The 23,059-nt window shown below is 34.2% G+C and carries 21 protein-coding genes; 6 read left to right on the plus strand and 15 right to left on the minus strand.

Annotated elements, in window-relative coordinates:
- Positions 1-18: 18 nt before the first annotated feature.
- Together AsAng_RS17525 and AsAng_RS17530 are read right to left on the minus strand one after the other, a co-directional pair.
- A complete protein-coding gene (locus AsAng_RS17525) occupies positions 19-2,226 on the minus strand; it encodes a VapE domain-containing protein (protein WP_264788394.1) in 2,208 nt (735 codons plus the stop codon).
- Positions 2,227-2,406: 180 nt separating this feature from the next.
- Positions 2,407-2,703, minus strand: a complete 297-nt coding sequence (locus AsAng_RS17530) for a hypothetical protein (RefSeq protein ID WP_264788350.1) — start codon at positions 2,701-2,703, stop codon at positions 2,407-2,409.
- 411 nt (positions 2,704-3,114) lie between these two features.
- Here AsAng_RS17530 and AsAng_RS17535 point away from each other — a divergent pair, with 411 nt between their 5' ends.
- On the plus strand, positions 3,115-3,534 hold the full coding sequence (locus tag AsAng_RS17535; RefSeq protein ID WP_264788351.1) for a helix-turn-helix domain-containing protein: 420 nt from the start codon (positions 3,115-3,117) through the stop codon (positions 3,532-3,534).
- A gap of 342 nt (positions 3,535-3,876) precedes the next feature.
- Positions 3,877-4,926: a tyrosine-type recombinase/integrase gene (locus AsAng_RS17540; RefSeq protein WP_264788395.1), complete on the plus strand. Its 1,050-nt coding sequence runs from the start codon at positions 3,877-3,879 to the stop codon at positions 4,924-4,926.
- A gap of 185 nt (positions 4,927-5,111) precedes the next feature.
- Here AsAng_RS17540 and AsAng_RS17545 read toward each other — a convergent pair whose 3' ends face one another.
- The 11 genes from AsAng_RS17545 to AsAng_RS17595 all read right to left on the minus strand — a co-directional run bounded on the left by AsAng_RS17545 (position 5,112) and on the right by AsAng_RS17595 (position 16,105).
- The gene (locus tag AsAng_RS17545) at positions 5,112-6,215 is read right to left on the minus strand and encodes a PIN domain-containing protein (protein WP_264788396.1); all 1,104 of its coding nucleotides are present in this window, start codon (positions 6,213-6,215) and stop codon (positions 5,112-5,114) included.
- A 432-nt stretch (positions 6,216-6,647) separates the two neighbouring features.
- Positions 6,648-7,322, minus strand: a complete 675-nt coding sequence (locus AsAng_RS17550) for a hypothetical protein (RefSeq protein WP_264788397.1) — start codon at positions 7,320-7,322, stop codon at positions 6,648-6,650.
- Complete coding sequence (locus AsAng_RS17555; RefSeq protein WP_264788398.1) at positions 7,319-8,011, minus strand: HNH endonuclease; 693 nt, start codon at positions 8,009-8,011, stop codon at positions 7,319-7,321. Before AsAng_RS17555 ends, AsAng_RS17550 begins: the two co-directional genes overlap by 4 nt.
- 318 nt (positions 8,012-8,329) lie before the next feature.
- The gene (locus tag AsAng_RS17560; RefSeq protein ID WP_264788066.1) at positions 8,330-8,761 is read right to left on the minus strand and encodes a hypothetical protein; all 432 of its coding nucleotides are present in this window, start codon (positions 8,759-8,761) and stop codon (positions 8,330-8,332) included.
- A gap of 4 nt (positions 8,762-8,765) precedes the next feature.
- Positions 8,766-9,218: a hypothetical protein gene (locus AsAng_RS17565; RefSeq protein ID WP_264788399.1), complete on the minus strand. Its 453-nt coding sequence runs from the start codon at positions 9,216-9,218 to the stop codon at positions 8,766-8,768.
- Positions 9,219-9,267: 49 nt separating this feature from the next.
- Entirely contained in the window at positions 9,268-10,290 is a 1,023-nt protein-coding gene (locus AsAng_RS17570; protein ID WP_264788400.1) for a hypothetical protein, read from the minus strand.
- A gap of 1 nt (position 10,291) precedes the next feature.
- Entirely contained in the window at positions 10,292-10,552 is a 261-nt protein-coding gene (locus AsAng_RS17575; protein WP_264788069.1) for a hypothetical protein, read from the minus strand.
- A 301-nt stretch (positions 10,553-10,853) separates the two neighbouring features.
- The gene (locus AsAng_RS17580) at positions 10,854-11,198 is read right to left on the minus strand and encodes a hypothetical protein (RefSeq protein WP_264788357.1); all 345 of its coding nucleotides are present in this window, start codon (positions 11,196-11,198) and stop codon (positions 10,854-10,856) included.
- A gap of 164 nt (positions 11,199-11,362) precedes the next feature.
- A complete protein-coding gene (dnaG, locus tag AsAng_RS17585) occupies positions 11,363-14,563 on the minus strand; it encodes a DNA primase (protein WP_264788401.1) in 3,201 nt (1,066 codons plus the stop codon).
- 22 nt (positions 14,564-14,585) lie between these two features.
- Positions 14,586-15,767 carry a hypothetical protein gene (locus AsAng_RS17590; protein WP_264788402.1) on the minus strand — a complete coding sequence of 394 codons (1,182 nt, stop codon included), beginning with the start codon at positions 15,765-15,767 and terminating at the stop codon, positions 14,586-14,588.
- A 74-nt stretch (positions 15,768-15,841) separates the two neighbouring features.
- A complete protein-coding gene (locus AsAng_RS17595; protein ID WP_264788073.1) occupies positions 15,842-16,105 on the minus strand; it encodes a hypothetical protein in 264 nt (87 codons plus the stop codon).
- 417 nt (positions 16,106-16,522) lie between these two features.
- Between AsAng_RS17595 and AsAng_RS17600 the strand changes: the two genes are divergently transcribed.
- Positions 16,523-17,059, plus strand: a complete 537-nt coding sequence (locus AsAng_RS17600) for a helix-turn-helix domain-containing protein (RefSeq protein WP_264788362.1) — start codon at positions 16,523-16,525, stop codon at positions 17,057-17,059.
- Positions 17,060-17,674: 615 nt separating this feature from the next.
- On the opposite strand, the gene AsAng_RS17605 is transcribed toward AsAng_RS17600, so the two are convergent.
- Positions 17,675-18,151 carry a hypothetical protein gene (locus AsAng_RS17605; RefSeq protein WP_264788403.1) on the minus strand — a complete coding sequence of 159 codons (477 nt, stop codon included), beginning with the start codon at positions 18,149-18,151 and terminating at the stop codon, positions 17,675-17,677.
- 380 nt (positions 18,152-18,531) lie between these two features.
- Here AsAng_RS17605 and AsAng_RS17610 point away from each other — a divergent pair, with 380 nt between their 5' ends.
- Together AsAng_RS17610 and AsAng_RS17615 are read left to right on the plus strand one after the other, a co-directional pair.
- Positions 18,532-19,029 carry a hypothetical protein gene (locus AsAng_RS17610; RefSeq protein ID WP_264788404.1) on the plus strand — a complete coding sequence of 166 codons (498 nt, stop codon included), beginning with the start codon at positions 18,532-18,534 and terminating at the stop codon, positions 19,027-19,029.
- A complete protein-coding gene (locus AsAng_RS17615) occupies positions 19,029-19,289 on the plus strand; it encodes a hypothetical protein (RefSeq protein WP_264788405.1) in 261 nt (86 codons plus the stop codon). Before AsAng_RS17610 ends, AsAng_RS17615 begins: the two co-directional genes overlap by 1 nt.
- Here AsAng_RS17615 and AsAng_RS17620 read toward each other — a convergent pair.
- Entirely contained in the window at positions 19,286-22,057 is a 2,772-nt protein-coding gene (locus AsAng_RS17620) for a pentapeptide repeat-containing protein (protein ID WP_264788406.1), read from the minus strand. The two genes, AsAng_RS17615 and AsAng_RS17620, sit on opposite strands and share 4 nt — an antisense overlap.
- A gap of 54 nt (positions 22,058-22,111) precedes the next feature.
- Between AsAng_RS17620 and AsAng_RS17625 the strand changes: the two genes are divergently transcribed.
- Complete coding sequence (locus AsAng_RS17625) at positions 22,112-22,819, plus strand: hypothetical protein (protein ID WP_264788407.1); 708 nt, start codon at positions 22,112-22,114, stop codon at positions 22,817-22,819.
- Positions 22,820-23,059: the final 240 nt, after the last annotated feature.

Raw genomic sequence — 23,059 nt, forward strand, 5'->3', positions numbered from 1 at the left:
GGCTTAATTAATTGCCATTTATAAGCGTTTTACTAGCCAGTATCGACCCCTTTTATTATCTGAAGGGCGCACTACTGTTTTTTGAATAAAGGATAGAAAATTCATAGCTCTACCCACTTTTGCTATGCTCACTTCTCTACCTATGTTATAATCCTTATCTAACTTATTCCAAATCTCTTTGCTCGACCATAGCTCCATTTCTTCCCCCTGCGATGGCTCAAACATATCCATGATTAAATAATGCTCATTATTCAGCTTCTTAAAACCCTGTTGATATTTATCTATTTGGCTTTTCTCTTTTGCATTAGGCAGATAGAACCAATTCGATTGGTATAGTTGATAGGCTTGCCCCCACATTTTCCGTATATCTATCTTTTTCAAGCCATTTATATTGATTGGCTCTGTTAACTGAAAAGGGACAAAACGGCGGTTGCCTGTATCATCTTGTAAAATTTCTATTCGATTGGCCGTACCGCAGAAATTGGCAATCCGTGGCCGTAACTTGCTATGCTTTGCATAAACCCAACGGGCCTTTATTCGGGGCATCGTTATCGCACTCTTTAGCGACTCCCAATCCTTCTCTTTATCCAGTACACTAAATTGCTCATCCAACAGCACTATAAAAGTATCCGATAGCATTATCATACTATCTTTGTTTTTCAGGTCTATATGACCTGTGAATATGTATTCAGAACTAAACAAGGACGTAAAGAAGGTTGTTTTGTTCGTTCCTTGATTCCCACATAGGATTATACAATGATGATTCGTGCATTGTTCCTCTACAAAAACATTGGCTACAGATGCTACCAACCACTTTTTAAAAATCGTTAGGAATAGATTTTTGGGTGCATCTGTTTTCACAAACTTAGCTACTTGGGCTATATAGTCCGTTTTATCATTTCCTAAACTATTGCCCCAACCTTCAAACATTTCCTTTAAGGGATGTACTTGTTTTGAAAAATGAGATAGGATAATACTTTCCAATTTGTTAGGTGTACATTTTACTCCATGAAACATTAGAGAGCGTACGATCTCATTGTATTCTACTTTATCTATTGCTTTGTACTTCTTGTCCTCCTTCATCTTGTATTCTTCTCTATCCTTCAGTATATTGATTCTAAAATCCATATACTTTTTTAAGGTTGCTTCTACTTCTTTTTGATACCATATCGCTTCCTTTATCTTTTTATCTAGTCCCTCTATTTCACTATCATCCAATTCAGGTATGGATATGGTTCGCTTTTCTGTTTCCTTTGCTTGATATAACTCTGGCTTATACTCTTTCTTTTTCGGCTTACTTTTTCCTCCTGTCTTCCCGTTCTCTTTTTTCCATGTCGCATAGATGCCTACTTCTTTTATATTTGTATACGCCCATTCTACAACATCAAAAGCTTTCTTCAGATTGGTATCTACTGTAACCAAATTTGCTTCTACAAAATAGAGGCAGTCTTCTTTGGGAATGCCAAATTTTACGCACTCTATACTAAATTGCTTTCTGAACTCATGCCGTTGACCATCTACAAAACTATATCCATTCGATTCTATTCGTTTTATTGCCTTTGTTATATCGTCTAAATCTACCTCTTGTGCAATCACTTGCCTAGGCGTTGATTCTTTCTTCTTTTCTTCAAATAAGGTTTGTTGCACCTCAAAAGCTTTGCTCGCTTCATTGTGATACAATTGAGAATCAACAGAAACAAAGCACAATCTATTAAAATTACTACTTGATTTATCGTCCTCTATTCCTGTCAATTCTTGATAATAAGCCCTTACGGCTTGAAATGCGTTGCTATGCTTTTGTGCATCACTATTCGTCGTTTTAACGAACACTTTATATCCTGCATTAGAAGGCGAAAAAAAGCAAGCATAAGTATAAGGGCAGGACTTTACGTCCGAGGCTAAAAACATTAATTCTTCATTCTTTAAACCATCATAGTCCAGTACTACTATTCCATTGTATTCTAACAAATGGCGCTTCGTTGGTGGTATCGGTTTGCGCTCTCCATCTTTTGTCGTCCATGCTTGTCCAAATTTCCCTGATGGTGTAAAACAAGCCAGTCCTACTTTTAATTTTTGATAGGCTCGCTTCCCTTTAAAATTTAGAGCATTTCTACAGGCTACAACGCTTGGAGTGTACACACCTTTCTTTATCTGATTGATAATTTCTGACAGCTCATAATGTCCTTTCTGTGTTTTGTATAGCCCATTTAATAAGGTAACATTCATAATATGTTTTTATGGGAGTATGTTTTCTCTATCTATTTTTTATTGGCTCTCCACTTTTAGATAGATTCTTTCTTCTTCGTTTTCTCAGTTCTTCTACTTTCTTTTACTACTGAAGTATAAGCCCCTGATTTTATCTTTTCCATTACTTGTTTTAATGAATTTGATTGCATTTCTTTTTTTTCATAATTCAGTATTCGCTTTTTCTCCTTCCTTTCGCAACTTCAAAAACTGCCTAACACTCATTACATCTATCGAGCAATCATACTCTAATACTAGCTCTTTTAGTGTCTTTCCCACTATTGGCGCTATTGCCCGTAATAGCTCAAAAGGAATCCGACTCGGTACGTTCAAGGCTCTTGTAATGTTATACTTTTTTACATTGGGTAGCTCATTTGCCAACTCATATAAATTGTTAAATTCTTGCGTTGTTAACGTACTTTCACAATATTGGCGAAATGTTTGCTTTGATACTTTCATATAATTTGTTTTTAAATATGGCGATGCCCTACCGCTTTTTTGCAGTACTTTTTTTTATCATCGACCTTGTTTGGATTAATTAGATGAGTGGAGGGAATCGAACCCCCAAAATAACACCCCTGATATTTCACTTCCTAGAAGTCACTCAAACTGTTCGACCCTACATCCCTCAATGTTGAGTAAACTAATAGTTGGTATTGCGGACACCTACTATTTTTTTTATATCTTAGTAAATATTTTAACATTTTCTTAAGCTTGATTGCATGTTCTTTTTTCATACTTTTTTAAATCTCGCTTACACAAATATAGATTCTTTTTATTCATTAAGCAAATTATAATTCATTATTTTAATAAATTATAATTCATTTTTAAAGAATTAATTCATTTAACCCCCTTCGAAAAACCAAACAAATGGCTATAAACGAAAGACTTAAACAAATTCTTTTTGAATTAGATAAAAATGCAAAAGAATTAGCAAATGAATTAAAAGTAACCCCTACAACCATCTCCAAAACACTAAAAGGAGATACCCTACCTAGTTCTAAGTTATTAATTCCTTTAGGTGAAAAATTAGGCATCAGTATAGATTGGCTGTTATTTGGAAAAAGAGATATGTTTATAGATGGACATGCTCAGGATTATCACACACCAATAAACGATCCTAACAGCAACAAGAGCAAAAGTAAATGTATCAACCAAATCGACAAGGAGAGAATTAGGCATTTAGAGCAGCAAATTAAACTACTTACCCTTTCTATTGAAGATAAAAATAAAAGAATCGAAGATAAAGAAGAACTAATAAAGCTCCTGAAAAACTCAAAAAACAACTAGTTTTTAGCCAAAAATGCTTAAAACACACCTCGTTTTGAAAAATATGTGCGACTCAAAACGCTACAAAACAACGACTTAAACACTTAAGCACATAATCACCCTTAACCCTTATATATATATAAAGTAAAGAGTATATAGGGGGAAAGCGAATAAAAATCACAATCGACTGTAAATCAATAATTTGCATAGAGAAAGCGGAGCTTGAATCCCTCCAGCTCCACTATCATACATAAAACTCTAATTTTCAGAGTTTTATGTATTACATTGAGACATAATATAAATATCTTCTGTCTCATTGTTTTTTTGCTTTATATGCTATGGCGTAAAAAAGTTAAAAGAACAATGATAAAAAAAAGTACGCCTAAGATATATACAGGCAAAAATTCTCTCTCTATCCGCTGGTTTGTTTACTACTTAGATGAAAAGGGCAAACGAATCAAAAAATACGGTGACATCAACAAATATTCTACCCTAAAAGGGCGAAAAGCAGCTGCGCAGCGCCTAGTTGATGAAATTCTACAAGTACACCTTAAAAAGTCCAATAAGAGCCTCTCACAAAAGATTTATGACGAACTAGAAAACAGGAAACCTACTTGGCGACCTAAAACCTACCAATGTAAAAAATCCAAGATTGATATTTTTCTAAAATGGATGCAGCGCAAAAAATGGACGGAAGACAATGTTTATCAATTTTTCTTTGAATACCTTACCAAAGAAAAGAGAGTAGCTCCAACGACTTATAATGATTATATCCGTTGCATTACTCAAGCACTTGGCTGGTGCGATCAACAGCAGCTCATGGAAGCCATTGAAAAACGAAAAGCTTCACCGACTCCAGCGGCATACTTTACCCAGAGCCAAAGAACATTTCTTAGCAATGCCATAAAAAATAGTAATCCTAATTTGTGGTTTTTTGTGCAGTTTGTGTATTACTGCTTTCTTCGACCTCGTGCGGAGCTGCGTTTGCTCAAGGTCGGGGACGTGATTTTGGAAGAACAAAAGATCTTAGTTCCTGCCAATATTGCCAAGAATAAAAAACAACAGTATGTGGCCATCCCAAACGCTTTCTTTCCTACGGTTGAGAAAAAGATAAGGAATCGAAACCCAAACGAATATTTGTTTCCTGGTAATCATTATTTGTCTCCTACTGGTATGAATACTTTTGGACGGCAACACAGAGAGTTGTTAAAAGAATTGGGTTTTGATACAAGCCGCTATAAGTTGTATTCTTGGAAACATACGGGAGCTGTTGCTGCGGTCAAGGCTGGTATTCATATTAAGCAACTGCAAATTCAATTGCGCCATCATTCATTGGATCAGGTGGACGAATACTTGAGACAATTGGGCGTTTCTGATTTGGGGGATTTACGAGATAATTTTCCTTGTATTTAGAAAAAAATAGCTCAAGGAAAATTCCTTGAGCTATTTTTTTTACAACCAAGTAGTAATAAAGAATTTCTCGATTTAACAATTAGCCCAACACTAACTTAGATTTACTGACAATATTAACTTGTATATGAATATTCAGTCCAATGACAAGATAAAATTGGTGAAGTCTCTTTTGATTCCTAATTATTCTACACAGTTTTTTTTTCTTCTTCTAGCTCTGAAACTAGAATAACTCCATTTTGGCTGTCTTTGTAAATTTTGCCACAGCCACATTCAATAATTATATCCATTACTGCATGCTCTTGCCCACACTCACATCTTAAGTGTAAGGTATCGCAAAAATTGCATTCTCCAGTTTGGATTTCAATATGATACCTATTTTCCATTTCAATTAAGTCTTCAGCAGTAAATTTAAAGTCAGGTCCGAAATCGAGTAATAACTGTTTGGGGTTATAAATAAATCCAGAATCGTTTGTTTTAACCTTGACAATAGAATCAAATTCAACCTCTCCTAATCCCATTTCTTCCCCTCTACAAGTTACTAAACATCCTATACAGTCTCTATTTATATAGTTGATGTATTCTTGATATTTAGCTATTATTGAATCTCCAAGTTTTAGGGCTGCTGCAAGGTTTGGTTCGAAAATAATTGGTTTATCTTTAACCATTTCTGCTAAGTCTGGATGAAGTGTGGTACTTTTAGAAGTTACACCGAAATCAGATGTATTGTTAGAGATGAAAAGGGTATCTTTAATACAAAGGTCTTCATGATAGGTAAAAAAGTCGGCAGTACTTAAAAATATGATTGCATCAGCTACACTATTATTTTTGTGATGAAAGGGAGCTTTTTTTTCTATTGCAAGTTCTGTAGCTTTTATTCTATGGGAATCCTCAACAGGTATTTCAGTAGCTTCATCAAGGATTTTTTCGATTTTTTCAATATGACTTCTATTTCGTTCGATTTTTGATTTTAAATCCTCTTCTAATGTTTTAAATTCCGCAGCGTATTTAGAGAAATTTTCAATGTCTCTTCTTTTACTCCTTAATTCATTTTTTTTGGACTTAATTTGTGCATCGTACTTTTTTATCAAAGCCTCACAACTTTCTTTGTTTCGTTTCCATTCAAGCACAATTATATAATTTGAAAATACTCTACATTCTTGATTTTGTATTTTTTCAATTACCCAATCAATCAGTTCAAAATGCAATTTTTCCTCATTTCTATTTGTTTGTGGGTTGAATCCATTAGCTAAATAAATCCAAGTATTTGTATCTAAAATTAAATTAACCATGTATTTTTTTATTTGATTTAGAATATTTTGCTATATGCAGTGCCACATGTTATGCGAACTAAATATAAGCATTCCCCAAGCAAAATCTGGGATTTTGCGTAGTAAGACATACAACGAGAATTTTTCTTTAGCCCTATATGTGGGATTGCCATATAGCTCTTGTTGGCTGTAGTTATTTTAGTTCGAAGGCTGATACTTGGTTAATAAAATCAAACTCTTTTTCCTCTTCATATGTAAGGTAAGTAATATCAAGTGGATAAGAATTAGAAAAAAAATTTATTTCAGTCTTTAATACTAATAAGTCATTTCGATTTCTATAAAGGATTAATATATCTACATCCCTATAATGAGGATCCGTTATCGAAGAGCCAAAAAGGTAAAACTTCAAACTAAAATATTTTTGGCTAAGATGTATGAGTTTATTTTTAAGCTCTATTTCCATTCAAAGTTCAGTTCTCTTAATAATTCTCCAAATTTTAGAATTTTGATGTTTAATTCCTTTGCAACTCGTCTTGCTGATAATGAAATTCTGGCATTTGGGTTAGATGTTAAAATTGCATCAAACTTATTATACTTTTCTTTTCCTAGGCGAACACTTTCGACACCGAAATCATAATCATTTAAAGCTAATATTCTTACCTCTGGAAGATTCCATCTTCGAATTAAATACCTTCGGGAATCAATTCTATTAATACTTGCAACTTTAGAGTGTTGCTTTACAGCTCTAAGAATAAAATTCGCTTCTGGATTCAGATATGGGGTGTTAGTTAATTGATTTATAAACCTATATAAATCACCAATACCACCATAATTAATACCAGCATTATCTAAATAAGTAAAGACATCACCTTCAACATAAGCCTCTTTGGGAATATTGACAATGAAATGGGGATCAGTTTCTATTTTGTGGAAATACATCATAAGCTTTTTAATAAATGAAAGCTTCACATCTGATTCAGATATTACACACAAAATAAAACTTTGACCTTTTTTTCTACTTATTTTTATTAGCAAAGTTTTTTTATCAAAGAGTATCGAATTAACCTCATTATGACCATTAAGTTTTTTACCTAGCCACTTGGCGTTTTCTTCATTTAATAGCATCATTTATAAATATCATTCATTTGTATTGGGAATTGAATCCCATTTATGTCAGATTGATTTAGATGTTTATCTTCAAAATCTTTAACATGCTGTCTGAATAGCTCAACAGTTTCAATTTCGACATCATCCAATAAATCATAATTTTTATCAATTATATTAATAATTTTACGATTATTTGGAAGTAATGTTTTATGAATTTTTCTTATCCAGATATATGGCATTTCACTTTCAGGATTAAACCTTTGATCAGTCATTGGTCCATAAATATTAAAAACGGTTTTGTTTTCGACCATTAGTGGATTTAAGAGTTTTCTAACCTCCTTTCTGCTGGTGTAAGATTTTATATTGAAAAGATTATTTATTTTTTCAGAATGTTCTTTCTTCCAGAGACTAATTAACGAATCGGGGTATTGTTCCTCTGCCTTATCAATGATAGTATGGCAAGTAGGACAAAGGAGAATTAAATTATCAAATTTCCCTCTATCTTCTTTTGTTAGAGTATTATTAGATCTTGGACCTTTATTACTCGCACTGAAAATATGAGCCATTTCAGCTATATGAAAACTGTCGTCACCAATTGAAAGAAATAAGCTTGCGTTACAATCAGGTTTTTGACAGTATCCACCTGAATCTGCAAATAATTGTAATTTTACATGTGCATTGGGCGACGCTTTTCCTCTATTACATCCCATAATTTTATTAGTTTTTGTGTTTTTAATTACAGCCAACATGTGTATAAATACAATAGTCCTATTTATTTCTAATATAGTTAGCCCCTAAAGTATTAAAAACCCTAAAGGATTAGAAAAAAAATTCAAGTTTCATAAAAAAACAGATGTATTTTTCAGTTATTTTTTTATCCCTAGGTAAGATTTAAATATACCTTAAATAGCAGTTTAATTTGTCTTATACCTTGTTTATCAACTAATAGATACACTCGAATGAAATACAAAAAAAGCCACCTCAAATGAGATGGCTTCAAAAAAATACAAATCCAATAAAACTATACACTAACTATCGCTTTTATGTTCCCCTACTTTATCAAATACAGATTGTTCCTGGTACGCATTTAAAATTCGCTTACGCTGCTTTTTTTCAACCTTCGATAGTTTCCTTGGTTTGTAATTGGTATTTAGTTGAGGTTGAAAGAAATTTCTTAAATAGATGTATGTCATTGTTGACATATAGATATGAGAGCTGGTCAATATTTCAAAACTAAAATCTTTATTCGACTCCTGTACTAGCTTGCCTTGGCTCTGAAATAAGCGCATTATCGTACAATATAAGTTGATACTTCTACCAATGTACAAAACCTCCTTTTCCCCTTTTTTACGAATTAAAAAAATACCTGCTATGGCTCTAAATCTGCCGAGCTGTTCTTGTTCAATTGGTTCATGAACGGTTATTGTATTTGTCTCTATTATTCTAAGTGGCTCATTCATTTTATTACAATTTTACGGTTTTTATAAAATCTTGGAGGTTCACTTGTTCGCTATTCGTTGACGTTATTTTGTGCAACTCTAATTTTTGCTTTCGATTATAGCGAATCAACATATAATCTTTTTGAAGCATAGAAATAAACAGCGCTTCCATTTTAGACCCTCCCAACTGTGCTAAAATTTGCTTCTTTAATAAATCAGGTGCTTGCTCCAGCTGTGTTGTTAGCATCTCACTAAAAAACGCTCCAGCATCTAAGCAATAAACCTCTTTGGCTTGCGCTGTAATTACCTGACCAATTAGTTTGCCTTCTGCTACTTTAAACAATAAACTCAGTCCATAAGCAGAAATATTTTGCTCTTTTGAAACATAAGCTAACAACTCCCCTGCCTTGCTCATTAAGTCTTGTTCTATGACTGGTGCTTGTGTCTTCAGATGATTTTCTAAAATTGTTCTTACCATACTATTTTTGTGATGTGTGATTTATAAATGATTGGCGGTTCTAACTCAGTTATTCACCATATATAATTTCTCTAATTTCTGCATTACTGTACCCTTTTTCCAGTAGGGCTAATAGTTCAGCACTGGGATATTCATCTGCCAAATCAACATTGGCATACTCCCCATCACTCAAGCGGCGATAAGTACCATTTGCATGGCGACCAAATAACCGTCTGCCTGATTGATATTCTTTTGTTGTGGTATAATCTACCGCTGGGGCTGGCTGTTCTTCCTCGCTTTGCTCTCCTATTGGTTCCTGGTCCATTAGGTTTTCTGCTGTATTGGGGGTGATGCTTGGTTGGCTTTTTCCTTCTCGTATTAATTTGAAGCGTTGAAAACCTGCCAAACTTAAAGAAGGGAGTAACCACATACCTACTGCTATTAAAAAAGTTTGAGTGGGACTAGGTGGCTTAATTCCGATTTCTTGTATATAGTTTTTAGTCGCATTGATGAGCGCCTTTTTTGCTTTTGTATCGGAAGCATAAAACGCCGCTTCTTTGCCACCAATTGCAGCACACAATTGGGCTTTAGAATTATCTAAATAATCCATGACCGCTACCCCCAATGAAGCCAAGGTATCTAAGTTTTTTTGGCTCTCGCCTGTACTCTCTTCGATCTGCTCTTCTACTGTTCTATCTTCTGGCCCTTCTATACTATTTAACAAAGGATCTTCCTCTTCTTCTTCTTCCTCCTCCTCTGCTCTTTTGTCTTCATTCATCATATAATCCCACAAAGGATCTTCCTCCTCTTCTATCGTTTTTTCTTCCGTTTTTTCTGAATTGTCTGAAACATTGTTTGAAGTTTTTTTTTCGATTGTTTCTGCATTGTTTGGAGCTTGTGTGGAATCCTGTTTTTCTGCTGTTTTTCTTTGTTTTTGGGCTGTATTCGCTGTTTCTACCTCTGTTTGAGGTATTGTTTGAGATTCTGTTTGAGGTTCTGTTTGAGGTTCTGTTTGAAACGTTGTTTCAACTCTTGTTTCTTGTGGTTTTTCTTCCCTTATTTCTGACTGTAATTGTTTCACTAATGAATCCATTTTAAAGCGCATTTATTTGATGGTACAATGATTTTAATTCCGTTAAGCTACTGCTTAGAGAGGCATGTGTAATGATTTGCTGAACCCCTTGATCAGGATCAGCACTCAACGAATCTGTATCAACTATTAATTCTCTGCTTAATAGTTCTTGAGCCTGTTCTTGTAGCCCGTTCATTTGGGCTTTAATCAGTCTTAGTACAATACTTTTATCAATTAATGGTGGTTGGTCGCTCTTTCCTTGAGCGGTATTCTTTGAAGGCATAAAAAAAACATTGATTGGTGTATGATTTAGATTAGATCAATGTCTTTTATCGTGAAGTGGAATTGTGGATAGGTGGGCTATCTGGGTACTTAAAAAAAAGAGTAGCAAACAGGAAGTAGAAAAACCACTTTTTAGGGTGCAATTGGATTAGCTTAGATTTTCATATCCTGTTTGCCCGCTCAACTTAGTTCCCTACAACAAATATATTAGGCACTCTTCAGATATAAAAGAATTTTTGTCCTAGGGCTTGTATTTTATAGCGTAATCGTAAACAAACATTAATTATACGATCATTTCTTATTTACTTTTTGTTCTTTTCAACTCTAGATTGTAATTCTAGCAGCTCTATTTGGTATTGATAGATTGACTTTAAGCGCAACAGAGAATCAAAGCTAATCATATAAAAGAAGCTAGGATTTTTTAATTCTCGCTCTCTTGAAAGGTCTGTAATTAATACATCAATTTCATGCTTATTTCTTGCGGCTCTCCCTGCTAACTTTTCATCCCCTCCCTTATACCGCTCTAATAATTTTTGTTTGTTCAACTTTTGAGTTTCACGAATTTTCCCTTTTGGGGCTGTCAACAAGCCATCATCCTCTAGCTTATATAATTCTAATATTCTTTTAATATTTTCACTAAGGCTCATTTTTTTAAGTATTTGGTTAAATAGTAAAATATTCCATAAGAGCAGAACTATACAACATAACTAGTCGCTCCTAAAATCAAGCTCAATACAAGTAACAAAAAACCTATGCAAATAATTTCATTTTTACCCTTCATTATGTTTTTTTTAAGATAGCTGTAACGCTCTTATTTGCTCGATTTTTTGCCCTTTTTACCAGCTATAATTTTATTGTAAAGTTTCATCTGTTTTTTAGCCGTTTCTGCCTCCTCTTTTTTCCTCTTTTCGGCAATCTTATTGGTGTGTGCTTCTTGCTCTGCCCAAATTTCATTCTCTGCCACATAATCGGTTGAAGCTTGCGGCTCATCTTGTATATTTATATTCAAAGCATCATAATCAAATACAAAGGCAGATGTATTTTTTTTGCCAATTCGGGTACTTTTTAAATAATCCATAAAGCTCCCATTCGTTTTTAGATAATGGGACAAAGAAGATTTTGTTAGCCCATCCTTGCTGTACTGTCTTTTGTGATGTTCTCTATACAATGGAAAAGCTTTTGAAAAAGACAGATACAATAGAGGCTTTGGCTGGTCAAATTTTTTGCCTTTTAAATCCATACGAGATTCTATCTTATAATCAATACCCTCTATTAATAGCCCAGCACTAACCAAATATTCTATAATATCCCAAAAAGTGGCCGTTTCTGTTTCGCTATGGATTTGGTCATTTTGTCTAAGAATGTTTTGAATACAAGTTTGATAAACTTCTTCTGTGCTGAAGGGAAAAGATACTTTTTCTTTCAGTAGATCAAATACCGTTAAAATAGCTGCATTGTTTTCTATCAATCGAGTGTGAATACCTTTTGCGGCAACTGCTTTCTTTATCTTAGAAAAAGTAAGGTTGTATTGTTCCTCATAGTTGTCCTCAATATATGGTCTAAAAGTGCTTAATTTTGCCGTTATATTTATCAATTCCCCATTCTTGCGCATTGCCTTTAATTCTTCAGCTAAGTCTGATTCTTCCTGTGTATACTCTGTTTGTGAAAATGCCAAATTAATAACACGAGTAAACAAAGCATTATCTGAAGTCGGCAACTCTTGCCCCACAAACATACAAGCCGAATAAATTTCACTAACCAAGCTCTTTGTTCCAGTCTTTTGTCCTTTCTCCCGCCCTATTCCATCATAAATGGATTTTAGCCCCTGGATGAATCTAAAGTCTATCGAGTTAAAATATTCCTCACAAAACACCAGGGAATTTCTAGCCAATACCAAACGATTGTAAAAACCAACCAACGTACCACTATTTAAATTAAAACCATCCTTGGCAATACCGAACATATAAGATAGATTCTTGCCCATAAAAGATTTGCCCGTTCCTGGTTGACCAAATAAATTGAGTAAAGGAAAATTTACATAATCATGGATCACATCTCTAAACAAAGCAGCCACATAAAAACAAGTTGCTATTTGCCCTTTGCTCCCATGTACTTTGCAAAAAAGCGTTGACCAATCTTTGAATGTGATTTTTGAATCTTGATAAGCAAAATTCTTTTCATCCTTGAAGGACTTGTCAGAATCTTTGTAAATATCGCTAAAGGCTGGCAAAAAATAACGCTTATCTTGATAGCTTAAAATACCATAACTATTGACAGGAACAAAGCCTTTATCAATGGTGTAAATACCATTTCCAAAGGTGTAAAAATTATCTTTATGATAGCCTAGTACGTCTATTTCATAGCAAGTTTTCATTTCATCATAAATCTTGCCTTTGATGCGGTTGTACTGCGCTAAATTGCCCGTAAAAAAATAATTACCCTCTGCCTCTACCGCTAATCTAAACTTATCTAAGCCCACCAAAACCGCTGCCTCTACATCTAAAACAACCTTTTGATTGTATTTATTTAACAACTCAAATAGGCGCTTAGGATTGTCTTTTGATTTTAAATGAAATAAAGGCTTAACCACAAAGTTAGATACACAAGTATAACCCCCTTTTGCATTAGAGCACCAGTATTGATTCCCATCTTCATACATGCCATATTTAAACAAGTCCGCCCGTTGTCTTGAACTTAGACTTTTTTGTTCGCTTTCAAAGCTCAAAGCCCCCATTTTATCCCGTAATTGGATGCTTAACACACTTTGTTTTATATCCAATAGTTTGGACACATCACGAATGTAACAATCTCTTACTAGCTCATTTTTTATCTTAGCAATCAATTCAATGGCTAATTCACTAATTCGCTGAATGGCAAAATTATCACGGTCTGAGTTTTGAAGCTCATGCTCCAAGTACCAATTGATTGCATCGGTCTTATTTGTATTGCAATAATCTACAAAAGCCTCTTTTCCTATTTTCCTAATATAACTATCAGGATCTTGTTTTTCGGGCAATGGGATTGTATCTACATGAAGCCCTAACTCAATCAATGCTGGTAAATTTCTTATAGCTGCCTCTATTCCTGCCTTGTCTCCATCGTACAATAAAACAACACGTTCAGCATAGCGATTGATTAATTTAGCCTGTTGCTTGCTCAATGATGTTCCCCCAGCGGCTACTGCTCCTAAGAACCCACCATCATACAAACTTAGCACGTCCCAATAACCCTCCACCAAATACATGGTTTTTGTCTTTTTGATGGCTGAGAGCTGTTGAGCCAAACCATACAAAAGCTGCTCTTTGTGGTAAACTTCACTTTCAGGGCTGTTTAAATACTTCGGTTGGCTATCGTCTAGCGCTCGACCTGCAAAGCCTACAATTGCCTTGCTTTGGTTATGGATAGGGAATAATACTCTATTTCTATAGGCATCAAATAAGCCCTTTTTTCCCTGCTTTACGATTCCCAATTGCTCCAGTATACTATGCTCTAGTTTTAACGATTGAGTAAAATGCCAGGCTTCAGGCGTTTGACAAATTCCAAATGTTTTGACGGTTGATCCCTGTAAACTTCTTTTATCAAATTGAATATTCTCTTTCAGCTCCTCTGCTCCATGATGGTGGTTATAATAAGCAGCTGCCAGCAAACGATTGTACAATAAATATTGCTCCTTTTTCTGTTGGCGTTTCTTCAGCTGCTCCAGCTGCTCCTCGCTTACATTCTCGGCATATTCAACCGCTAAATGATGTACTTTTGCTGCGTATTCTACTGCCTCTAAAAAATCAACTTGTTTGTATTCCATCACAAAACTAATCGGTGTATACGTTTTGCCACAGCTCCCAAAACAAGTTGCTATATTTTTTGATTTTGAGATTGAAAAAGAAGGCGTTTTTTCTTGGTGGAATGGGCAGCAAAGTTTTGCTTTGCTGCCTTCTTTCCAATCCGTAAGAGATGAAACAATGGTTTCTATCTCAAACTTTGATTTTAGTTGCTCAATATTTGTAATATACATCTTGTGTTTTTATAGGGTTGGTTTATGCTTTTTTACTCGTGCGTCCTGTGTATTTTTTTCCGTTCCGTTCTTCCCAAGCTGTAATTTTACATTGCTCGGTACAATACGTATGATTCCATGAATTATGGATAAACCCCTTTTTACATACAGGACATTTTCTTGTATATTTCACTTCCTTTTCTACTGTCGTACGGCTGCCGTTTTTTTCGGTTATTGGCTGCTCCTGGTAATCTATAAATCCTATCTTTTTTTGGTTGAGTACGGGTGCCACTCCTCCCCCTCTAACGGCTGCCGTTACGGCTGGCGTTACTACTGCCGTTGTTGCCGTTGGTTCCTCATTTTCAACGGCTGTCGTTTCTTCCAAGCCTAAGCGCTCTTTTCGGCAATTATCATAGTACCACCAACTAAAACACAAGCACAATAAGAGCAAGGTTTCAAAACCTAAAACCGTATATTCTAACTGCTGCCGTAACGTCTGACGTTCTTTCATAACGGCTGCAATCAGCCCAGCTGTGGCGGTGTCTGCCTCCGCAGTCAATCCCTCATTGGCTGCTGCTAAATTTCGCAACTCTTCTCGTTGCTGAGCAATCAAATCATTAATGCTTTTGTTGTGTTCATCAATCGAGCGTTGGTCTTCGTGCCTAAGCTTTCCATAATAAAGCCGTGTGGCTCTCAACGTATCTCGTTCCTGTTCTATCGCTGCAATCTGCTGTTGATAATCTGCTTTAATACTCGCATCACTTTTTAAAATTGGCTCAACCTCTGTTGGCTCTGGTAGCATTAAGTCCGCTACAAAAGAAGCCCCACCATAAGAGATTCCAATACTAATGCCGACAAAAACGACCGATACCACAAAAGAAAAATGTTCAAATTCTCGATACTGAAAAGCAGATTTTAGCACATCATCTAAGGCAATACGTTTAATAATTTCAATAACCAGGACAACTACTAATAACAAAGGGATTCTTAACAGCATCGGAACATTGCCAAAGTAATGGTACAACATCAATCCAGCTGTTATTAAACTAGCAATTTGAACGGCAAACGCTAAAGCCATCAACGACAAATTGACCAGCCAAAAGCGTTTGGAAAAGGTCGTATGTTTGAACTTTTTATCTAGCGTAGCCTCCATACTTTCGGAGGCTATCAAAGAACTTATTCCTTTACGAGCTAAGGAATAAGGATTTTTTATAAAATTTTTCATAATTTTGTATTGAATTTACCTGCCTGTCTAGGCATTTATTTTTTAGCTCCTAAGTTGCAGCTTAGGAGCTTTTTTTATTTCAATCCTTTATACTCTTCAACTGTTATTTTTGAAATGCCTAAGCCATAGTTATCAATCAATTCCGCTGCGTCCATTTCCAAGGCCTTGGCAAACTTTAACGTCAATTCATAAGTAGCATTATTGGGCGCATTGCGAATGTGTGTGAGCATCTTCTTTGTGATTCCTATTCGTTTGTGCAAATTGCGGTATACACTAACCGCCAATTCATCCAAAAACTGGCAAAAAAGTTGCTGCATTGTTAATTGGTCTTTTTTCATATTTGTTTAGTTATGGGCAAAGCTTCGCCAAGCCACCCTATAGAAAAAGTAGCTTGTTGAAGACTTGCAATTAAATAATTATGGAATTTTTGTTGAACGTAAGGAATCGAACCTTATACTAACTATATCAACCCCTTGTTATAGTATTGTAGCTACAGCCTTGCAGCCGTTCAGCCGTTGTAATTCTTCCCACAGAATCACTTCACGATAAATAAGACATTGTATATTTTAGCCTAAAGCAAAAAGTTAGTACCTTGCTCAGCTAAAATTAAGAACTTTTTCTGTCAACACTTTTTGCTCATTCCACTAAGTTTTTAATGTTGACAATACAAAGTAAAACCTTTTTAGTCTTTCAAACAACAAAAAGGCAATAAAAGTACTAAAATATTTTGTTAATTTTTTTAAGATTTTCTATAAATGTCTACGTCTGACCGCTTTAAGCTTTTTCTATTTAACCAAGAAAAATATGTAAAAGACCTCGCTGAAGAGTTAGGGGTTACTCAATCTGCATTAAATAGAGTCGTTCGAGGTGAAGCAATGCCTAGTTCTAAAATATTAGTACCATTAGCTAAAATGGGCGTTAATATCAATTGGCTGCTATTAGGTGAAGAAGAAATGCTTCGTGAAAAGTTTTATCTTGAGAAACATGATAGTCCAATCTTAAGAAATGAAAAAGTCCCCTATCAAGAACCCATCGACAGAGCCCATCCGCTTAAAGAAGCTATCACTATATTACAAAATGAAAATAAAGATTTAGAGCACCAAGCAACAGAATCCGACTTAAAATATATGGTGGAACTCCAAGTCAGTAAATCGTTCAAAGAAATGCACGACCTATTAAAAGAACAAATCGCTACTTACCAACAACTCATGAAGCAAAAAGATAAATCTTTAGATGATAAAGATAAAATCATTGCATTACTGGAGAAACAACTCAAAGAAAAGGACGCTTAGTATCTCATTTGAAAAATTTGAATTTTGATGTCGTTTTACGAGTAAAAAGTAACGTTCCCATAATTACAAATCAAATTTACTACAAAAATGCAAATCTAAATAAAGTTGTGACTTTTCCACTTTTTGCATATTTCTCTTTTCTTCTTTATTTTTTTATTTGGAAAGCTTATATCCTTGAAATTTTTCCAACACTCCAACAAATACACATAAACAAATAACAATCAATTACTTAACTTTTCCAACAAGCGTTTTTTAGTTGGAAAAGGGGTCTATTTTGTTGGAATAATAGCCATTTTGTTGGAAAACCAAGTATACACCTAAAATTGAGCCGTTTTGAGATTCATTCCTTTTTCCAACAAAACAGCCCTTTTTCCAACACGTTTCCAACAGGCTCCAACACTATTTTTAAACTATTTCTAATTATATTTTTATATTACACACTAACAACTAACTACTTAACTATATTACATCTGTATTAGTAGGAGCATTTTTGCCGTTTGTTGGATGTTGGAAAAATAAAATGGTATTTTTGGAGAATTTTTTTTTTGAAGACATACTGTTATTTTTTTTGTTTATTTATTTCTCATTTGTGACATAAAAAAAACACATGTACATCTAGTTCTTAATTTTAGCCATTGCGAAAGACCAACCTAATCCTATCGAATAGAAATCAATTAAACCTTCATAACCTCGCAGTTTAAAATTGTTATCAAAATACTCCTTATCGCTTTGCCTACTACAAGCGCAATACCATATTGCAATATTTTCTTCTAAATAAAAAAACACTTCTCTTGAATCATCTAACATCGCATCACATGTGAGATGCCTACCATATTGAATTTTTCTAATACCTAGTTTTTCAAGTTGCACTTGCAAATCCTTTGATAACTTAGACAGGTCTAACAATTCTAATTTATTGCTCTTAAGCAATAATCCAGCGTCTTTAAGTGCTTCCGTAAAAGATAGATAATCGTCTTTATTTTCATAAAATGATTGAACATAAGGACTTAATTCTTTCTCTATTTTTCCTCGTTGAAGATTACAAGAAAAAGATAGGAACAGACAAAAGAATATAAATAGTTTTAGTTGCATCTATTAATTATTAAGTGTAGAAGGTTTGAAACTTTTTTAAGAAAGTAATAAAACTTTTACCCAAATAGCTAATTCATTTCTTTTATTTCTAATTTGTCATATCAGAAGCATGGCAATATAATTGTGTAGCTTATAAATCTATTATTATGATGTCATAGTCATACTGAAACGCTGAGACAAAAAGTGAGACAAATTATGTCTCAACCGTATATATATTATACTCTTAATCAAAAAATTGAGCTGTTGTTCGACTATTCCCTCCAGCTCCACTAAACTCCTTGATTACCAGATAATTAAGGAGTTATATATTTATTGATATTCCATTTAAATATCATTGTTGTCTCGTTTTGTATCCGAAGGGTAGAAAAAAGTTCAAAACAATGATTAAAAAATTTTTGCCCCGAATATACTCGGGAAACAATTCATTGGACGCTAGATGGTTCGTACTCTATCTTGATGAAAAAGGCAAAAAGAGAAAAAAGTACGGCAATATCAATCGCTTCAATACGCTCGAAGAACGCCAAAAAGCAGCTCAAATTATTGCTGCTGAATTAAGACGAGCGCTTGCCATCCGATTTCAATCTAAATTTGAACGACAGATCTATAAAGAACTTGAGTTAAGAAAGTCTACTTGGCGACTCAAAACCTACCAGTGTAAAAAATCTAAAATTGGAATCTTTTTAAAATGGATGAAAACCAAAGAATGGACAGAGCAAAATGTCTATAATTTTTTCTTTGAGCACCTCACGCATCAACGAACCATCAAGGAATCTACTTACAACGATTATATCAGGCATGTAAAAAATGCTTTGGAATGGTGCCAGCTTTCCCACCTAATTGAACCAATTAAGAAAGCAGGAGTATGTAGCCATTCCTGATGCTTTTTTTTCCTATTGTAGAACGTAAGGTTAGAGGGCGGAATCCAAATCATTATTTGTTTCCTGGAGTAAATGAACAAACTCCTACAGGCATGAATACTTATGGACGGCAACATCGCCTATTGCTCCAGAAATTAGGCTTTGATACGGACCGCTATAAAATGTATTCCTGGAAATATACGGGGACTGTTGCTGCTGTTCGTGCTGGTATTAATCTTAAAGATTTACAGATACAATTCTTCTTTGGAGGCTATTTTTAGTTGTCTTCTGTGGATTCTCTCCTTTTAATGTAGTAACGTGGATATTTTTTTTCTTTATCCCAAGATCTATAATTCTTAACGGTATCTATTTTGTAGGTTTTTATTAGTTCTTTTATTCCTACTACATTCCAAGTTTCAAGACTATCTAACCATGCTGTAATATGAACAAAGCCTGAATCTAAGGTTGCATTTGTCAAGTTAGTACCTTCTAAATTTGCTCCCCAAAAATTTGCCCTCTCTAATCGGGAAGAACTAAAATTTGCACCTCCTAATTCAGCAGAACTAAAATCTGCCCCCTTTAATTGAGTCGAACTAAAATCTGCCCTCCTTAATTGAGCAGAACTAAAACATGCAGAATCTGCTTGGGCGTAACTAAAATATGCAAAATCTGCTTGGGCAGAGCTAAAATCTGCTTCTCCTAGCTTGGCAGAACTAAAATATGCCGAGCCTGCTTGTGCATAACGAAAATCTGCCTCTATTAATTCGGCAGAGCTAAAATATGCTGAATTTGCTTGTGTGTAACTAAAATTTGCCTCTCTTAATTCGGCACCCCAAAAATTTGCATTCTCTAATTGTGTAGAACTAAAATCTGCCAAATTTGCTTGCGCAGAACTAAAATTTGCCCCTCTTAATTCGGCGCCCCAAAAATTTGCAGAATCTACTTGGGCATAACTAAAATCTGCAGAATCTGCTTGGGTATAACTAAAATTTGCAAAATCTGCTTGGGCATAACTAAAATATACCCTCTCTAATTTGGCGTAACGAAAATCTGCCTCTATTAATTCGGCGCCCCAAAAATTTGCTCTTCTCAATTTAGCTCTACTTAAATTTACTGAATTTAATTCAATTCCTATAAAATTTACTCCATCTGCTTTAATAGAAGATAAATTTGCTCCTTTCAATTTAGCTCCTCTAGAAAATTTCCTTAGATTATTTATTCTTTTCTTTGCCTTATAATTTCTCTCCTTTATTTTTTTTTGCCCAAAACTTACTGAATCTATGCTGATTCCCCCAAAAATTGACATTGATAAGTCAGCATAACTAAAATCTGCCGAATCTGCTTGAACCCCTCTAAAATCTGCCTTAGTTAAACAACTATTCTTTAATATAATCCCCTCCATATTAGCTCCAACAAAAATAGATTGCACCCCAAAAACACCCCTAGCCTTAGCAAATCTTAAATCACAGCCAGATAAATTAGGTCCTATAATATCTTTATATTTTTCTTTATCAGTTGAGGCTATATATCCTGATGGTATAGGCACTAAAAAGGCTCGTTCAAGATTAGCTGTATATTTGGGTTGTTGAATACCTACCATACCATTATAGGTATATAAAACACAACAACTAACAAGTAAGCCTAAAATTATAGCAGGTTTCCAAGGACTACCTTTAGACAGTTGTTTCCTATAGAGTACTGATAGAGAATTTATTTGATAAATAAGAGCAGTACTTACAGATAGTATCAGCATACAGATTAAAAAAGAAGCCATCCACCAATCATGGCGAACTAGAGAATCTATCCAAAAAATTCCCATGGTTAGAGGAACTACCCACCAAGCTAGTAAAAAACAGATAATAATTTCAATACGCTTGAAAGAGCTATATGGAGTAGTTTCATCAATGAAATTAGAGTTTCCAATACTAATCAAAAGCCATGGATAAACTTTTGTAATGGCTTCTTTTCCATTTTGTAATTTGAAGGGCAATGAGCTAACTTCTTTCCACAATTTTCTTAGGTATAAATTAAAATACAAAAAGATAAAATACAGAATAACAGGGGTGATAAAAAAGAAACCACTAACAGCAATTTTCACTTGGATAATGGGCAAGACTACTTCTCTAGAATCTGAAATAATGGCAATATCTTGAATAGTGGCAATGGTAATCCAAGAATAAATACAAGCACTCAACAATCCTATAAATATTGGCTTGGTAATTTTAGCCAATTCTCCTATTTGTACTAAGGTTTCTGGATCTACTAAATCATCTGTTAAATTGGAACCTTCTAAACTCGCTCTTGCAAAAATGGCTTCTTGACTCCCTTTACAATTGGTAAAATCTGTATGGCTTAGATCTGCTGCTCTAAATGAAGCATTCTTAATTATTGCATTCTTAAAAATGCAATTATGTAGATTAGCACCATCAAAATTAGCTGCACTGAGATTAGCACCAGTGAAATTTCTATTCAGAAGCATCATCCCACTAAAATCATCTTGAGCAAAATTGGCATTTTCACCTTTTAAGCCATTCTCTTTTACATAAAGTTCATAGTTTTCTATTTTTTCTAGAAGAGCTGTATTTTTATCTTTATCATCAATCCCAATCCAAGGAAAAACAAAACGAAAAGGGGGACCATTATTATTTGCAGTAGAGTAGCTTTCTAAGGATAATAGATAAGATGTTGCTAGTAGATGGACTATAATTGAGATCATAAAATGATTATAAACAGCACTAACAACCAGTATCAATATAAAAAGAAAGAGAAGTAGAAGAAAATAGCGCCACTTAAGATTATAGTTACGATCTTTGATGCGCTTGAGGGAAACAATGATCCAACTACTATATATCATCCCTCCTATAATAATACTCAACAATAAAAGTTGAGTTTCTTTCACAGAAAGTAGTTTCCAATGTTGTACAAGGTCTATTATTAAAGGATAAGGACTTAAGAAAAATATAGAAAGAACAATGAGGGAGGTCCCTAAATACCATAACCGACTGATTCTTCCTTTAGGGGAATAAAAGATATTAAATAGTTCATTCATAATGTTTTTCTTATAAATCTACAAAAAAAACATAAGACATTAAAAACTAGACCAATGAAGCAATTATCGTTATTCATACTTAGTGTGTTGATTATATGGGAGGGAAAAACTCAACCCATGTTGGAATATAATGTACATGATAGTCTAGAAACTTTAGAGAATTGTATTCGGTACTTACCATCCACAAAAGAACATAACTACTTTTCTCCTTTTTCTTTTAAAGAGCTGTTGAGCTTAATTCAAAGCGATCAAAGTCAATCTGATAGCCTATTACATTTAAAGCACTTTAAGCTTCAAAAAATTAAGTTCGAAAAAGATTCACTCAACAAATCTACAACAGCTATCACTTATTCTTATCTATATGACAGAAACACCAATAAACATCTTGAGCTTAGAAAAATTTGTACAAAATACGATTCTTTAACAGGAAATTGCCGCCCAAAAAACAATATTGTTTGGAGTACTCCTTTAACCATCCAGTCAACTGTAATAGATGAAATTTCAGCTTATAAACTAGATTTTCTATTAAATTTCAAGGAACGAAAATTAATCAAATGTGAAACTTCTAAAGCATTTAGAGGGAGATACTTCTCAGTTCATGAAATTTATGAAACGCCTAATTATGAAATTATGTTTCAAGCTTATTGCCAAAAGGTAAAAGAAAAGGCTACTGGTTTTTTCTGTGAAAAATGCTCCTCTTTTACCATTCAAATAAGTTATTCTGAAGCCTATCTGAATAGAATTTTAAATTCAACTGAATAAACCTCTTTCATTCTTAAAACTATTCACAAAAAGTGAAGAATTTTAAAAGCATAACCCTGAATCAAAGCAACTCGATCCATCCCATTAACAGACCTTCAAGCATAATAATAATCCTGCTCCTGAGCGTTGATATAATCCCCCAGTGCTTTAGGTTGTTTTGACCAATTGAATTCAGAGCCCTCACTGCAACAACACGATAAAATTAGTGGGATCCCACGCCCCCTCTTAATTTTGATCGCT

The sequence above is a fragment of the Aureispira anguillae genome, from assembly GCF_026000115.1.
Taxonomy (GTDB): Bacteria; Bacteroidota; Bacteroidia; order Chitinophagales; family Saprospiraceae; genus Aureispira; species Aureispira anguillae.